This is a genomic window from Maribacter sp. 4G9 (genome assembly GCF_002742265.1).
Taxonomy (GTDB): Bacteria; Bacteroidota; Bacteroidia; order Flavobacteriales; family Flavobacteriaceae; genus Maribacter.
In genome coordinates this window covers 40,831-54,462 of the sequence record NZ_MDGL01000173.1, presented here as the reverse complement: position 1 = coordinate 54,462, position 13,632 = coordinate 40,831, and the positions used below count along the sequence as shown (strand labels likewise).

Sequence of the window (13,632 nt, the reverse complement as noted above, 5' to 3'; positions counted from 1 at the left end):
AAAAAAACTATAGGAGATAAACTTTGATATCATATTTTTAACTTTACCCTATGTATAGAGAAAGACTAAGATTTATTGACCTTTTTTGTGGAATAGGAGGTTTTCGAGTTGCATTTGAGGAGGCCTGTGATGAAAACGAAATTAAAGCGGAATGCGTATTCTCATCTGATATAGATCAGTTTGCACAAGAAAGTTATGAATCTAACTTTGGAGAAAGGCCAGCGGGAGATATAACTAAAATTGACGAAAAGGATATCCCCGACCATGATATACTTTTTGCAGGTTTCCCTTGTCAGCCATTTAGTATTATAGGCCGAATGAAAGGACTAAATGACACCAGAGGAACCTTGTTTTTTGATATTGCCCGAATTCTAAAGGAAAAAGAACCAAAAGCTTTCGTACTAGAAAATGTAAAACAGCTTGTGGGCCATGATAAAGGAAAAACTCTCAAAGTAATTATAAAATCACTTCAAGACCTTGGATATCATGTTCAATACAGTGTTTTAAATGCATTGGATTTCGGCCTTCCTCAAAAACGTGAGAGAGTTGTAATTGTTGGACACAAGGAGCCCATTCTCTTTACTTTTCCTAGCCCTGAGAAGCCATATAAATCTCTGAACAAAATTTTAGAGAAAAAGGTAGATAAAAAATATTTCGCTTCTGATTACATAAGAAGTAAAAGAAAGGAAAGGCACACCTCATCATATTACCCATCAATTTGGCACGAAAACAAATCAGGTAATATTTGTTCCTATCCTTATTCATGCGCATTACGTTCAGGAGCCTCTCACAACTATCTTTTAGTTAATGGGGAAAGAAGATTAACTCCTCGTGAAATGTTTAGATTACAAGGTTTTCCTGATTGGTACAAAATCGTTGTTAGCGATGCTCAAGCCAAAAAACAGGCTGGAAATGCCGTCCCTGTAAACATGATAAGAGCCGTTTGTCAAAAGTTGTTACCATATATTGCTACTACTATGGATCAAACATTAGTTTTGAGAGAATACGAGCTAAAATATAATGCAAGTTAATGGCTAAAAGAAAATATCCCAAATTAAGGACTGTTAGCAAATCCATTTCAGCTTATCCTCTTAATAAATTCAATTCTGAATTTCCTTACATACTTGGGCAAGAAATAGTTTATCTTCTGGCAAGTAAGGGAAGAGCTGATTTACAAGGAAATGAATGGGAACAAATTTTCGCTCTGTGCTTAGGTGCTGAATGGAAACCTTCAAACGTTGGTTTAGATGATGTTGTGATGGGAAATACTGCTTGGGGGGCTAAGACAGTAAAATCTGGACTAAAAGATTTCAAAGATTTAAAACAAGTAAGGCTTATTTCAGGTAGAAACTCACCTGTCTACTCATATGGGGTAACAATTGATACATCTGCTGACCCTAACGAAATTGGCGAACAAGTGTTAGAAATATGGAATGAAAGAGTTTCTGCAGTTAGAGAAAAATACAAGCATTTACGAACCGTGGTGTTGGTTAAGTCAAATGACCTTTCCCAAGTTGCTGTATTTGAATTTGATACAATTCGTTTTGATGCCGAACTATTTAACTTTGAATGGAACAAAAGAGGGAATTTGGAAGGCTTTTTAAAAGGAACACGTCACAAGCAATTCGTATGGCAACCTCACGGCTCACAGTTCACTGTTATAGAAAAAGTTCCAGAAGAAACATTGATTTTGAAAATTAAACAACCCGAAACTCTTGATAAGGAAAAAATCCTGCAAGCAATCGGATTCGACAAATCATGGGTTACGATTGAAAGGAAATGACAGATTATAAAGTGGCAAACCTAAATGTATTCTTCTTTGTCTTGCTAACCATATACTAATTGTCATTTCTTTTTAGGACACTAACAGTAAAAACCAAAATGCACCAAACCAAAATAACAACGCTCCTCGCCCTCCTTTTCCTGAGCACTACATTTTGGCTTTCCGCCCAAGAAAAACCTGCCTTTGCGGAGGAAGTAAAGGCGTTGACCCAAAAAAACGATTCCCTTTGGGACCAAAACAGGGAAACCATTGTTTTTACGGGCAGTTCCAGCATACGAAAATGGGACAATTTGCAAGCGGCCTTTCCAGAGCATCAGGTCTTAAATGCCGGTTTTGGCGGTTCCCAGGCGTCGGACTTGCTCTATTATTTGGATACCTTGGTACTACGGTACAATCCCTCCAAAGTTTTTATTTACGAAGGAGACAATGATATTTCGGCAAAAAAAAGACCTAGGGAAATTATCGGTACTACGAAGACCATTATCGCCAAACTCAAAGCTCAGAACCCAGACGTGAAAATTGTACTCATTTCTGCCAAACCAAGTATTAGCCGCTGGAACTTGAGAGGAAAATACAGAAGGCTCAACAGAAAGTTTAAAAGGCTCAGCAAAAAAGACGAAGCCTTACTTTTCGTGGATGTTTGGAATCCCATGCTAAATGGCAAAGAAGTCAAAAAGGATATCTTTGTATCAGACGGCCTTCACATGAACCAAGAAGGTTATGATATTTGGTTCAATGCCATGCAAAATTTAGTAAATAACCCCTAAACCAAAACAATGATAAAAACGTTTTTTATTAGAAGTCTTTTTTTCCTGGCCTTGGGAATGGTCATTTTGGCCTGCCAAAACGAGCCGGAAAAACCACGCATCAAAATGCCCGAAACGGATCTGGCCGCCGTGAGCCTCATTCCAAAACCGGTAAAGACCATCGCCACCAATTCGGCCTTCGCGTTGGACCAGTTCACGGCCATTTACACGTCAAAAAATGCCACGGGTTTTGACAAGGTTGGCGAGTTTTTGGCGGAAAAAATAAAGGAGCATATCGACTTGGACGTACCCGTGAACGGGGAAAATGCCAACACGGTGGAACGGATCATTTACATCAACCAATCGGATAGCTTGGAACTGAACGCACCCGAGGCATATCAACTGTATATCAATCAGGATTCCATCATTATCAATGCCAATACTGCGGAAGGTGCGTTTCGAGGAATACAGACCCTTCGCCAATTGGTGCCCAATACGAGTAACGATACCTTGGCGGCACAAAAAATTTGGCCCATTCCATCGGGGAAAATAACGGACAATCCCAATTTTGGATATCGCGGTGCCATGTTGGACGTAGCCCGACATTTCTTTAGCGTGGAGGACGTTAAAAAATATATCGACCTGTTGGCCTATTACAAAATCAATATGATGCACCTACACCTCACGGACGATCAAGGCTGGCGCATAGAGATAAATTCCTGGCCAAAACTCACGGAAATTGGCGGTAGTACGGAAGTGGGCGGTGAATCCGGAGGTTTCTATACCCAGGAAGAGTACAAGGAAATTATACGTTATGCACAGGAGCGTTATATGACCATAATCCCTGAAGTGGATATGCCCGGGCACACGAATTCGGCCTCGGTTTCCTATCCCATCCTAAATGGAAATGGAAAGACTCCAAAGTTGTATACGGGCATGCAAGTGGGCTTTAGCACCTTTGATACCCGAAAGGATACGGTCTATGCCTTTATTGACGATGTGGTTCGAGAAATATCCGCCATGACCCCTGGCCCCTATTTCCACATGGGTGGTGACGAAAGCCATGTGACAAAGAAAAACGACTATATCCATTTTGTGAACAAGGTTGAAAAAATTGTACAAAAACATGGCAAGCGCATGATAGGCTGGGATGAAATCGCCAATGCCGATATCGATTCCAACGCCATTGCCCAATGGTGGGCCAGTGAAGAAAATGCAAAGAAAGCAGTAGCAAAAAATATGAAAGTCATCGTGTCTCCTGCGAATAAGGCCTATCTGGATATGAAATACGATACTTTGACCGACCTAGGTCTTCACTGGGCGGCCTATATTCCAGTTGATACGGCCTATCAATGGACGCCGGAAGATTACGGTATTCCCAAAGAAAACATATTGGGAACCGAAGCACCTCTTTGGTCAGAAACCATCAGCAATATAGAAGAATTGGAATATCTGGCTTTTCCACGTGTCATAGGGTATTCTGAACTGGCTTGGAGCCTTCCTGAAAATCGGGATTGGGAAGATTATAAAGTCCGTTTGGGTGACCAAGCCCCATTTTTGGAACGGAACAATGTGAACTACTACCCATCCCCGTTAATCGATTGGAAAAAAAGTAAGTTCACCTACGAGACCATTGAAAAGGATTAAGGGATTTTTAATTCATATAAAAAAGGGAGTTGGAATTTTAGCGTAACGAAATCCCGACCCTCCCCGTTTCGCTAAAGCGAAACACCCCTCCCTGACCAGGGAGGGGAGCTTTTTTTGAGTAAAGCAGATGATCACAACTAACTTTAGAAAAGGAAATTTTAAAACTTAAAATTGAACGTGTGGTTTCCTTTCCAGAAGAATACATCGAGAAAGCTCGGGACGGAACCTGTTCCGTAAAACGGAACGGCCGAGTTTCGAGATGGGTTTTACAAAGTAAAAATTCCTGCTGGAAAGTCTCCTTTCTTTTGCTTCGTTTTCTTTGGAGACACAAAGAAAATGAAGGGAAAAACTACTGAACCCAATCACAACCCTCTCCGTTCCGCTAAAGCGAACCACCCCTCCCTAATCAGGGAGGGGAGCTAATTTGGGTGTTAAAAAATACGAGGTAACATAAAATGATATTTAGAATAAGCCGGCCTATTTTGGGATGCGTAGTAAATCCAAAAGAACTTGGAATTGGCCAAAAGGAAATCGCCCAAAAAGTATTCCCATGCAATCGGAAACGGCCTGGGCGATGCGGGTCAAGGACTGCTTGGATTTCAAGTATCCGAAAATCAGCCTAGCCTTTATGGATACTTTTTCGGCGATGGAAAAAGTATCGGAAACAAAAAAACCGACCCTCCCCGTTCCGCTAAAGCGAAACAACCCTCCCTGACCAGGGTGGGGAGCTTTTTTTGGCGTACAATCAGCATTCTTTGAATATTGAAAAGCATTCTTTGATTTCGAATTCCCATGAAAAAAGGCCCTGAATCAGGGCCTTTTTTATATTTATCTTACAAATATGTTTACTCCTTTTCCTCCTTTTCTTCAGCTTCCTCTTTTTCTTCAGACTCTTTTTGCGCTTCTTTGGAGAAATCGGCCAAATCGTTTGCTACCAAAATATTGTACCACTGAATAATCTTCTTGATATCACTGGTATACACCCTATCCTCATCATAATTTGGCAATACCTCGAAAAAATATTCCTCCAGCTTTATCTTTTCATCCTTATGGCTAACCGAGGTTTTTTCACCTTTTTCCTTTTCCTGGATTTTTATAAAAACCTCTCGTAAAGGCAGTTCCTCGTCTAGGGTGTAAATGGCTATTTCAGAAAGTACACTGACATTGCTGCGCAAACCTACACTGATTTTCCTTCCGTCCAACAGGGACTCGGCCACAAAGCCTGTCCTTGTCTGTGTAATCAATTTATACAATCCAGGTTTACCGGCAACCGACAAAATTTTCTCCAAACCCATATGCACTATTTTTTATTTTTTGATTGGGCAAAGATGCCACTTTTCTTATGATTAAAAAATCTCTTTATCTTGCTTTTTTTACGTTGGGGAAACGCATTCTATAATCCACGCTGATCTTTCCCTTAGATATATTGGCCAATCTGCCCTTTAACAATCGTTTCTTTAAGGAGGATAGCTTATCCGTAAACAGAATACCTTCAATGTGGTCATACTCATGCTGAATGACCCTGGCCAATAGCCCGTCGTAGGTTTCCACATGTTCCTTGAAATTCTCATCAACATAAGTAATCCGTATGCGCTCCTTTCTATTGACGTCCTCTCGAACATCGGGGATACTAAGGCAGCCTTCATTAAAAGGCCAATCGGTACCACTCTCTTCCTCAATGTGGGCATTAATAAATACCTTTTTGAAGCCGTTTAGCAGCTTTTGTTCGTCTGGGGAAAGATCCTCATCGTCAGAAAATGGCGTCGTATCCACCACGAACAAACGAATGGGCAAACCTATTTGGGGGGCGGCCAAACCTACCCCACTGGCATTGTACATGGTCTCCCACATATTGGAAATAAGTTCCTTTAGTTTCGGGTAATCTTGGTCTATTTCCTCTCCTACTTTTCTCAAGACCGGGTCTCCATAGGCTACAATTGGTAATATCATTTATAATCGCTTTAAGTAATCCTGTAAAATGAGCGTGGCGCTGATTTCATCAATCAAACCCTTGTTCCTGCGCTGCTTTTTTTTCAACCCACTATCCAACATACTCTGAAACGCAATTTTTGAGGTAAACCGCTCATCCTGTCGTTCAATTTTTACATCTGGAAAGGCTTCGAATAGCTTTGTCAAAAATGGTTTGATGTACACCTCAGATTCCGATGGCTGGTTGTTCATTTGTTTGGGCTCTCCTACAACTAGTACATCAACCATCTCGTCCTTAAGATATTGGGTCAAAAATGGTATGATATCCTTTGTTGCAAGCGTGGTAAGCCCAGACGCAATAATTCGCAGCTCATCGGTTACGGCAACACCCGTTCTTTTTTGCCCATAGTCCAACGCAAGAATCCTTCCCAATTTTAATTTTTGGCAAAAATAAAGGATAATTTGTTATATGAGGATGAACCGATAGCTAATTCCTGGCTATCCACTTATATTTGACAAAATTTTAATACAGATGAAAGAATTACGGGATACCATAGAAAAAGCATGGGAAAATAGGGAACTCTTGAAAGAAATGGACACGCAGAGTGCCATTAGGGAAGTCATTGACCTAATCGACGCCGGAAAATTACGCTGCGCCGAACCTACCGGCGATGACTGGCAAATAAACGAATGGGTCAAAAAGGCCGTAGTACTTTATTTCCCCATCCAAAAGATGGAAACTTTGGAAGCTGGAATTTTTGAATATCACGATAAAATGCCCCTTAAACGAGGCTATAAGGAAAAAGGAATACGAGTGGTTCCCAATGCCGTTGCAAGACACGGTGCATATATCTCCCCTGGCACAATTTTAATGCCCAGTTACGTGAATATTGGCGCTTACGTAGACGAAGGAACGATGGTGGATACGTGGGCAACGGTAGGCAGTTGTGCGCAAATAGGTAAAAATGTACACCTAAGTGGTGGAGTTGGTATTGGAGGGGTTTTGGAACCTTTGCAGGCATCCCCTGTAATCATAGAGGACAATGCCTTTATTGGATCTAGGTGTATTGTGGTTGAAGGGGTTCGGGTTGGCAAGGAAGCTGTTCTGGGTGCTAATGTTGTACTTACGGCCTCTACTAAAATAATCGATGTAACTGGGGAAAAGCCCTTGGAGAACAAGGGATTTGTACCGCCTCGGTCCGTGGTGATTCCAGGCAGTTATACCAAAAAATTCCCGGCAGGGGAATATCAGGTTCCCTGCGCCTTAATCATTGGCAGACGTAAGGAAAGTACCAACAAAAAGACTTCCTTGAACGATGCCCTAAGGGAGTATGATGTAGCGGTGTAAGGCATTCTGGATGTGATTACGGAGGCTGAAATTTTCGAATTCATAATTTCGGAAATCTCGGCCTTTTCATTTGTCAGACATTTAAAATTGGGGGAGATTTTTGAAGGATTCCGTTTAATTGCTCATTATTACGCAACCCAAAACAGCTTTTATCATCTCCTTTTAATAAAAGGCCTATGAAGCATTTTGTAAGAATTTTACCCAGGATTACAATTTTTGCCTTTTTTTTTTGTTATACCTTTGTTAGCCCAATGCTATCGACCCTACTTATTCGGTAATTATGATGAATAATAGAGAAAAAATTTCAGCCTTGATCATCACCTTCAATGAAATAGGATACATTGAAAAGTGTTTGGAATCCGTTTCCTTTGCTGACGAAATCATTGTGGTGGATTCCTTTAGTACGGATGGTACCTATGAATATCTTTTAAATCATCCCAAGGCGAAGGTCATTCAAAACCCCTTTGAAAACTTTACGGCACAAAAATCATTTGCTTTAAAACAGGCAACTAATGATTGGGTCTTATTTTTGGATGCCGATGAAGTTGTACCCGCTCCCTTGAAGCGTGAAATTTTGGAGACAGTTTCCAAGGAAAGCGAAATAGTAGCCTATTGGTTTTACAGACAGTTCATGTTCCAAAATGAGAAATTGAGGTTCAGCGGATGGCAGACCGACAAGAATTACCGACTCTTTAGAAAAAGCAAAGCTAAATTTTCAGATAGAAGAATCGTTCATGAAACCTTGGACGTTGAAGGAACTTCTGGTATACTGACAGAAAAGCTTATCCATTATTGCTATAAAAATTACGAGGACTACAAGTCCAAAATGTTGAATTATGGTAGATTAAAGGCCATTGAATGTTTTTATCGCGAACGAAAATTCAATTATGCGGCCATGTATTTAAAAACCGGTTGGAAATTCTTTAACCATTACATCCTAAGGCTTGGATTTTTAGACGGTAAAAAAGGATATGCAATATGCTACCTGAACGCTCTTGGCGTATTGGAAAGGTTCCGGGAACTAAAACGTTTGGAACAAAAAAACGAATTGGCCTACTACTTGGTAATGCCATAAAAGGTCCAAACCCTCTTTTCCTTTTTCGTTTTTCTTCTTATTCCTACATTCTTTGCTATCGATTCAGGGGTCTTATATCCCCGTTTATGGTCTAGATGAACGCAGACGGCACTGTATCTCAATTGTTTGGACTTGATACCAAAGTTAAAAAGTCGTTCCCCCAACTCCCTATCCTGTCCCCCATATTGCATTCGCTCGTCGAAGCCATTTACATTCAATATATCATGCTTCCACCCAGATGAATTATGACCGTTCCAACTGGCATTCGTTGGAGTGACCCAATTCAACACCTGGGAAATAAGGCCACTGGCCGTTAATTTGTTGTTTTTAAAGGTCTTGGGGATACCCTTTTCCTTGAGCCAATGGATATCAAAACATCGTTGGTTTTCTATATCCTCCAAACTTATCAATTTGGAGATGTTCATTGGAAGCATATAATATCCGCCAGAAATAAAATAACCAGGCTCCTTGTTAATGTAGTGTACGTGCACAAAATCTTCCCTAGGAATGCAGTCACCGTCTGTCATTATAATGTATTCCGTGCGACAAGCTACCACCGCTTTATTGAGGATTCTCGACTTTTGAAAACCATCGTCTTCCTGCCATATATGGACAATAGGGAAGAAAACCTCTTTGGCCATTTCGTCCAACAATTCCTTTGTTGCAGGTTTGGAACCGTCATCGGCAATGACCACCTCAAAGTTTTTAAACGTTTGCTGATTGAAACCCCACAATACCTTCTTAAGCCATTCCTCGGCATTGTAGGTACTTACTATTACGCTTATTTTTAAGTCCTCTGCTGTATTGGTCATAGTTTGGCAAAAATATAAAAGTCTTCCTGTATCTTTGAAAATTAATAGAAGATAAACATGCTCAAAAAGAAAATAGCCCTGATAGAGCTAACCTCCTATCATGAAGAATGTTTATATAGCCAAATTAGATTTCTAAAGGATGCTAACTACGATGTGCATTTAATCATACATCCGAAATTCAAAAAAAACATCGAACTATATGGAATAGATTCCTGTAAAATAAAATTTCTGGACCCCAGAGGCGCATCAACGATTATGAAAAGGATCTACAATTGGTTCTTGACTTATAAGTACATCGTTAGAAATGCTTTCGATATAATTATTTTTAATACGGCAAGCAGCAATAAGGAAACCATTGCACTCATAAGACTTCTGCCAAAAAAAATAAAATGTCTGGGGAGTATTCATAACCTAAAAAAATTGAACGGTAGCTTTTCCCAAAGAATGATCAGCAAACGAATGCAAGATTATTACGTTTTAAATGACTTTTTGGTGAATTCCATGGAGCTAGACGACAAAACTATTCGCCTTTTCCCGTATTATCCTATTTATTTTCCGGAGTACCAAAGTACATACGCGTCGGATAAAAAAAAGGAAATTTGGATATGTATTCCTGGCGAGCTCAACTACAAAAGGAGAAACTACGATATAGTATTGCAAGCTCTTTCCAAACTTGAAATAAACCAATCCAACTTAAAAATTATCATTTTGGGAAAAATGAACCCGAAAAGTACCGATGTACCCTATTTTGAAAAACAAGTTAAGGAACTGAAGTTAGAACCTTACATAATGACATTTGATCACTTTATTGAAAATGATTTGTTTCAAGATTACATCCAAGCTTCGGATTACATCATGGCGCCGGTTTCCAATACGGAGCAAAACTATTTGAAATACAAGATAACAGGGGCCTATAATTTGGCATTTGCCTACAAAAAACCATTAATAACCCCCAAAGAAATGAATGTAATGCCAGATTTAAATGAAAACTCATACTTCTATGAAGATTCAGATAGCTTGGCAATGCTTTTTAAAAGTATTGTGGATAAGACCCTAGAAACAAAAAATATTTACACACATGAGAAGTGGCAATATTCATATCAATTAAAAAAATATTTGAATTTAATCGAACAGGCTTAAAGAATGGATTTCACCCTTGAAATAAACCAAGCCACTGAAGTGCTTCAAAATGGGGGACTCATCCTCTACCCCACGGATACTGTTTGGGCCATTGGTTGCGATGCGACCAACGAAAGGGCCGTAAAAAAGGTACTAGACCTAAAACGAATCGATTCCAAAGGACTCATCTGTCTTGTTTCCAATGATGCCATGTTGGAAAGGCATGTGGAACAGGTTCCTGATTTGGCATATGACATCATGGACTTGGCCTCGAGACCGACCACCATAGTTTATGACAACCCCAAAGGAATTGCTTCCAATGTGATGGCCAAGGACAACACCTTGGCCATTAGAGTCGCTTCGGATAAGTTTTGTCAATATCTCATTGGCAAGTATAAAAAACCCATTGTAGCGACATCGGCCAATCTTGCGGGCCAAAAGACACCAATCAATTTCAAAGAAATTGACGCGGCCATTTTATCAGGTGTGGACTATGTGGTAAATTTGAAGCCTGAAAATCAGAATGCAGTTCCAACTTCAATAATCAAACTGGGCATGGATGGACTGGTGAAAGTGATTAGGGAATAATGCCGGTGAAAATCTAATGGACTATAAAAAGGCCTTGAGCCAACCCATTTTCGAAATTATTGGTGAGACCGCAGACGAACTAAATCTGGACACCTACGTCATTGGAGGTTTTGTTAGGGACTACCTTTTAAATAGAAAGACGCCAAAAGATATCGATGTTGTCGCCGTAGGAAGTGGCATAGCACTGGCTACGGAGCTAGCTTCCAAACTTCCAAAAAAACCACAGGTTTCCGTTTTTAAAAATTTTGGCACCGCCATGGTGAAATATGGCGAACTGGAACTTGAATTCGTAGGAGCAAGAAAGGAAAGTTATCATAGGGACAGTAGGAAACCGGTTGTGGAGGACGGCACCCTGGAAGAGGATCAAAAGCGAAGGGATTTCACCATCAACGCTTTGGCCATTTCGCTGAACAAAACCGATTATGGTACACTTATAGACCCCTTTAATGGGCTCGAGGACTTGGAAAACAAACTGATACGGACTCCATTGGATCCGGACATTACCTATTCCGATGACCCTTTGAGAATGATGCGGGCCATACGCTTTGCGACTCAACTGGATTTTAGGATTGAAGCTACATCCTTGGAAGCCATCACCCGAAACAAGGAACGGATCAAGATAATATCCAAGGAACGCATCGTAGAGGAACTGAACAAAATTATGCTTTGCCCAATACCATCAAAGGGCTTTTCCCTCCTTCATACAACCGGCCTGCTGGAAATCATCATGCCCGAATTGACGGCGTTACAGGGCATCGAAGAAATAGAAGGACAAAGACACAAGGATAACTTTTGGCATACTTTGGAGGTCGTAGACAATATTTCCATGGAAACCGATGACCTTTGGTTGCGTTGGGCAGCGCTGCTCCATGATATTGGAAAGGCCCCTACCAAACGTTTTCACAAAAAAATTGGATGGACCTTCCATGGCCATGAATTCCTAGGTTCCAAAATGGTGTACAAGCTATTTAAAAGGCTTCGGATGCCATTGAACGACAAAATGAAATTCGTACAAAAATTGGTCATGATGAGCTCACGCCCCATTATTCTGGCGGAGGAACATGTGACGGATTCCGCCGTGCGAAGATTGGTTTTCGATGCCGGTGAGCATGTAGAGGACCTTATGACCTTGTGCGAAGCGGATATCACCACAAAAAACCCAAAAAAGCAGCGAAAGTATAGGAACAATTTTAAACTGGTGCGGGAAAAAATAAAGGAAGTTGAGGAACGGGATCGTATCCGAAACTTCCAACCTCCGGTTTCGGGGGAAGAAATCATGACGACCTTTGACCTTAAACCCTCAAAAGAAATTGGAATAATAAAGGAGGCCATTAAAGAGGCCATTTTGGAAGGGGAAATACCAAACGAATATGAAGCTGCCAAAGCCTTTATGATCAAAAAGGGAAAATCCATTGGATTGAATTTAGCCGATTAAATCGCAAAGTAACCGAAAGTACTTAATAACAGTTCGCGTTATTTACCAAAATACCCAATGTCTTTTCCAAAAGAGTGGTAATTTTGATAAAAGAATTCAAATGAAAGCCTCTTTCAGAAAACTTGCGAAATTGACCTTGATATTGGTGTATTTGGTCATTGTAGCCGGTGCGGTCGTACGTATGACCGGAAGCGGTATGGGATGTCCGGATTGGCCAAAATGTTTTGGTTACTACATACCCCCTACTGAAGCCTCTGAACTTGAATGGCAACCGGAACGTTCCTATGAAAAAAGTCAGGTAATCATAAAAGATGAAACCCTACGGGTAGCCGCCAGGGATTTTACCTCAGCAAATTCATTTAATGAAGAAAATTGGAACTTGTATACAAAACATGATTATGCCATTTTTAACCCTTGGCATACTTGGATAGAATATATCAACAGACTTTTGGGCGCCTTGGCAGGTCTGGCGACCCTGGTGTTGGCATTTAGTTCCATCACCTATTGGAAAAAGCAAAAAAGAGTTACAATCCTCTCATGGCTGGTAGTATTTGGCATGGGATTTCAGGCCTGGTTGGGGGCTACTGTGGTCTATTCCGTCTTGGAACCTGTAAAAATAACCTTGCATATGCTGATGGCCTTGCTCATTGTGGCAATGCTGCTATATATCATTTTTAGGGTAAACAATGAGGACAAGAGAATCATTTTTGACAAAACAACCCTTGTTTTAGCTTGTTTTGCGTTGATTTTGACCATCGTTCAAATAATTCTTGGCACACAAGTAAGGCAGTTCGTGGACCATCAAATTGAGATGGTGGGAGATAACGCCAAGGGATTTTGGTTGGAAGACCCAACCTTGGTGTTTTATGTACATCGTAGCTTTTCCATCATCGTAATACTCGTTAATGCCTTCTTGGCCTATAGAATCTTTTCTATGAATTTGGGCCATATGAAAATTGTCTGGATTCTTTTTCTTTTGGTGGTCGAGGCGTTCTCTGGAATGGCCATGTATTATTTGGATTTTCCCTTTGCAAGTCAACCGCTGCATCTCGTGGTAGCCTCCATTTTGTTCGGGGTACAGTTCTATTTGGTTTTAGATGCTTTAAAGCCTAAATCAAGTCCCAATTCTTTGTAACTTTGCCCTCCCACA

Annotated in this window: 15 protein-coding genes; 11 read left to right on the top strand and 4 right to left on the bottom strand. The window is 40.6% G+C overall.

The window, feature by feature from the left end; translation table 11 throughout:
- Positions 1–50 precede the first annotated feature (50 nt).
- The 5 genes from BFP75_RS17815 to BFP75_RS21955 all read left to right on the top strand — a co-directional run bounded on the left by BFP75_RS17815 (position 51) and on the right by BFP75_RS21955 (position 4,891).
- Positions 51–1,031 carry a DNA cytosine methyltransferase gene (locus BFP75_RS17815; RefSeq protein WP_099546698.1) on the top strand — a complete coding sequence of 327 codons (981 nt, stop codon included), beginning with the start codon at positions 51–53 and terminating at the stop codon, positions 1,029–1,031.
- Positions 1,031–1,783, top strand: a complete 753-nt coding sequence (locus BFP75_RS17810) for a hypothetical protein (RefSeq protein ID WP_099546697.1) — start codon at positions 1,031–1,033, stop codon at positions 1,781–1,783. Before BFP75_RS17815 ends, BFP75_RS17810 begins: the two co-directional genes overlap by 1 nt.
- A 98-nt stretch (positions 1,784–1,881) precedes the next feature.
- Positions 1,882–2,550, top strand: coding sequence for a GDSL-type esterase/lipase family protein (locus BFP75_RS17805; RefSeq protein WP_099546696.1), 669 nt, complete (start codon positions 1,882–1,884; stop codon positions 2,548–2,550).
- Positions 2,551–2,559: 9 nt separating this feature from the next.
- On the top strand, positions 2,560–4,176 hold the full coding sequence (locus BFP75_RS17800; RefSeq protein WP_099546695.1) for a family 20 glycosylhydrolase: 1,617 nt from the start codon (positions 2,560–2,562) through the stop codon (positions 4,174–4,176).
- 550 nt (positions 4,177–4,726) lie between these two features.
- The gene (locus BFP75_RS21955) at positions 4,727–4,891 is read left to right on the top strand and encodes a hypothetical protein (protein WP_165776631.1); all 165 of its coding nucleotides are present in this window, start codon (positions 4,727–4,729) and stop codon (positions 4,889–4,891) included.
- A 130-nt stretch (positions 4,892–5,021) separates the two neighbouring features.
- Here the strand turns inward: BFP75_RS21955 and BFP75_RS17790 are convergent, their stop codons facing one another.
- The 3 genes from BFP75_RS17790 to ruvX form a co-directional block, all read right to left on the bottom strand.
- Positions 5,022–5,471 (bottom strand): DUF5606 domain-containing protein, encoded by a 450-nt coding sequence (locus BFP75_RS17790; RefSeq protein ID WP_099546693.1) that lies wholly within the window; start codon positions 5,469–5,471, stop codon positions 5,022–5,024.
- Positions 5,472–5,535: 64 nt separating this feature from the next.
- Complete coding sequence (def, locus tag BFP75_RS17785; RefSeq protein WP_099546692.1) at positions 5,536–6,126, bottom strand: peptide deformylase; 591 nt, start codon at positions 6,124–6,126, stop codon at positions 5,536–5,538.
- Positions 6,127–6,537 carry a Holliday junction resolvase RuvX gene (gene ruvX, locus BFP75_RS17780; RefSeq protein WP_099546691.1) on the bottom strand — a complete coding sequence of 137 codons (411 nt, stop codon included), beginning with the start codon at positions 6,535–6,537 and terminating at the stop codon, positions 6,127–6,129. It lies immediately after the preceding gene.
- Positions 6,538–6,637: 100 nt separating this feature from the next.
- Between ruvX and BFP75_RS17775 the strand changes: the two genes are divergently transcribed.
- Together BFP75_RS17775 and BFP75_RS17770 are read left to right on the top strand one after the other, a co-directional pair.
- A complete protein-coding gene (locus BFP75_RS17775; protein ID WP_099546690.1) occupies positions 6,638–7,453 on the top strand; it encodes a 2,3,4,5-tetrahydropyridine-2,6-dicarboxylate N-succinyltransferase in 816 nt (271 codons plus the stop codon).
- 280 nt (positions 7,454–7,733) lie between these two features.
- Positions 7,734–8,528: a glycosyltransferase family 2 protein gene (locus BFP75_RS17770; RefSeq protein WP_099546689.1), complete on the top strand. Its 795-nt coding sequence runs from the start codon at positions 7,734–7,736 to the stop codon at positions 8,526–8,528.
- Here the strand turns inward: BFP75_RS17770 and BFP75_RS17765 are convergent.
- Complete coding sequence (locus BFP75_RS17765) at positions 8,510–9,340, bottom strand: glycosyltransferase family 2 protein (RefSeq protein WP_099546688.1); 831 nt, start codon at positions 9,338–9,340, stop codon at positions 8,510–8,512. The genes BFP75_RS17770 and BFP75_RS17765 overlap by 19 nt on opposite strands.
- Positions 9,341–9,397: 57 nt before the next feature.
- On the opposite strand from BFP75_RS17765, the gene BFP75_RS17760 reads away from it, so the two are divergent.
- The 4 genes from BFP75_RS17760 to BFP75_RS17745 all read left to right on the top strand — a co-directional run bounded on the left by BFP75_RS17760 (position 9,398) and on the right by BFP75_RS17745 (position 13,617).
- The gene (locus BFP75_RS17760) at positions 9,398–10,480 is read left to right on the top strand and encodes a hypothetical protein (protein WP_099546687.1); all 1,083 of its coding nucleotides are present in this window, start codon (positions 9,398–9,400) and stop codon (positions 10,478–10,480) included.
- Positions 10,481–10,483: 3 nt separating this feature from the next.
- Positions 10,484–11,047: an L-threonylcarbamoyladenylate synthase gene (locus BFP75_RS17755; protein ID WP_099546686.1), complete on the top strand. Its 564-nt coding sequence runs from the start codon at positions 10,484–10,486 to the stop codon at positions 11,045–11,047.
- 16 nt (positions 11,048–11,063) lie between these two features.
- Positions 11,064–12,482 carry a CCA tRNA nucleotidyltransferase gene (locus BFP75_RS17750; protein ID WP_099546685.1) on the top strand — a complete coding sequence of 473 codons (1,419 nt, stop codon included), beginning with the start codon at positions 11,064–11,066 and terminating at the stop codon, positions 12,480–12,482.
- A gap of 100 nt (positions 12,483–12,582) precedes the next feature.
- Complete coding sequence (locus tag BFP75_RS17745) at positions 12,583–13,617, top strand: COX15/CtaA family protein (protein ID WP_099546684.1); 1,035 nt, start codon at positions 12,583–12,585, stop codon at positions 13,615–13,617.
- The last annotated feature ends 15 nt before the right edge of the window (positions 13,618–13,632 follow it).

Excerpts from the sequence above, each read along its gene's own strand:
- BFP75_RS17745 (WP_099546684.1), top strand. The coding sequence starts at position 12,583 with ATGAAAGCCTCTTTCAGAAAACTTGCGAAATTGACCTTGATATTGGTG.
- BFP75_RS17755 (WP_099546686.1), top strand. The coding sequence starts at position 10,484 with ATGGATTTCACCCTTGAAATAAACCAAGCCACTGAAGTGCTTCAAAAT.
- BFP75_RS17815 (WP_099546698.1), top strand. The coding sequence starts at position 51 with ATGTATAGAGAAAGACTAAGATTTATTGACCTTTTTTGTGGAATAGGA.
- BFP75_RS17800 (WP_099546695.1), top strand. The coding sequence starts at position 2,560 with ATGATAAAAACGTTTTTTATTAGAAGTCTTTTTTTCCTGGCCTTGGGA.
- BFP75_RS17750 (WP_099546685.1), top strand. The coding sequence starts at position 11,064 with ATGGACTATAAAAAGGCCTTGAGCCAACCCATTTTCGAAATTATTGGT.
- BFP75_RS17770 (WP_099546689.1), top strand. The coding sequence starts at position 7,734 with ATGATGAATAATAGAGAAAAAATTTCAGCCTTGATCATCACCTTCAAT.
- BFP75_RS17790 (WP_099546693.1), bottom strand. The coding sequence starts at position 5,471 with ATGGGTTTGGAGAAAATTTTGTCGGTTGCCGGTAAACCTGGATTGTAT.
- BFP75_RS17810 (WP_099546697.1), top strand. The coding sequence starts at position 1,031 with ATGGCTAAAAGAAAATATCCCAAATTAAGGACTGTTAGCAAATCCATT.
- BFP75_RS17765 (WP_099546688.1), bottom strand. The coding sequence starts at position 9,340 with ATGACCAATACAGCAGAGGACTTAAAAATAAGCGTAATAGTAAGTACC.
- BFP75_RS21955 (WP_165776631.1), top strand. The coding sequence starts at position 4,727 with ATGCAATCGGAAACGGCCTGGGCGATGCGGGTCAAGGACTGCTTGGAT.
- BFP75_RS17760 (WP_099546687.1), top strand. The coding sequence starts at position 9,398 with ATGCTCAAAAAGAAAATAGCCCTGATAGAGCTAACCTCCTATCATGAA.
- BFP75_RS17805 (WP_099546696.1), top strand. The coding sequence starts at position 1,882 with ATGCACCAAACCAAAATAACAACGCTCCTCGCCCTCCTTTTCCTGAGC.
- BFP75_RS17775 (WP_099546690.1), top strand. The coding sequence starts at position 6,638 with ATGAAAGAATTACGGGATACCATAGAAAAAGCATGGGAAAATAGGGAA.
- def (WP_099546692.1), bottom strand. The coding sequence starts at position 6,126 with ATGATATTACCAATTGTAGCCTATGGAGACCCGGTCTTGAGAAAAGTA.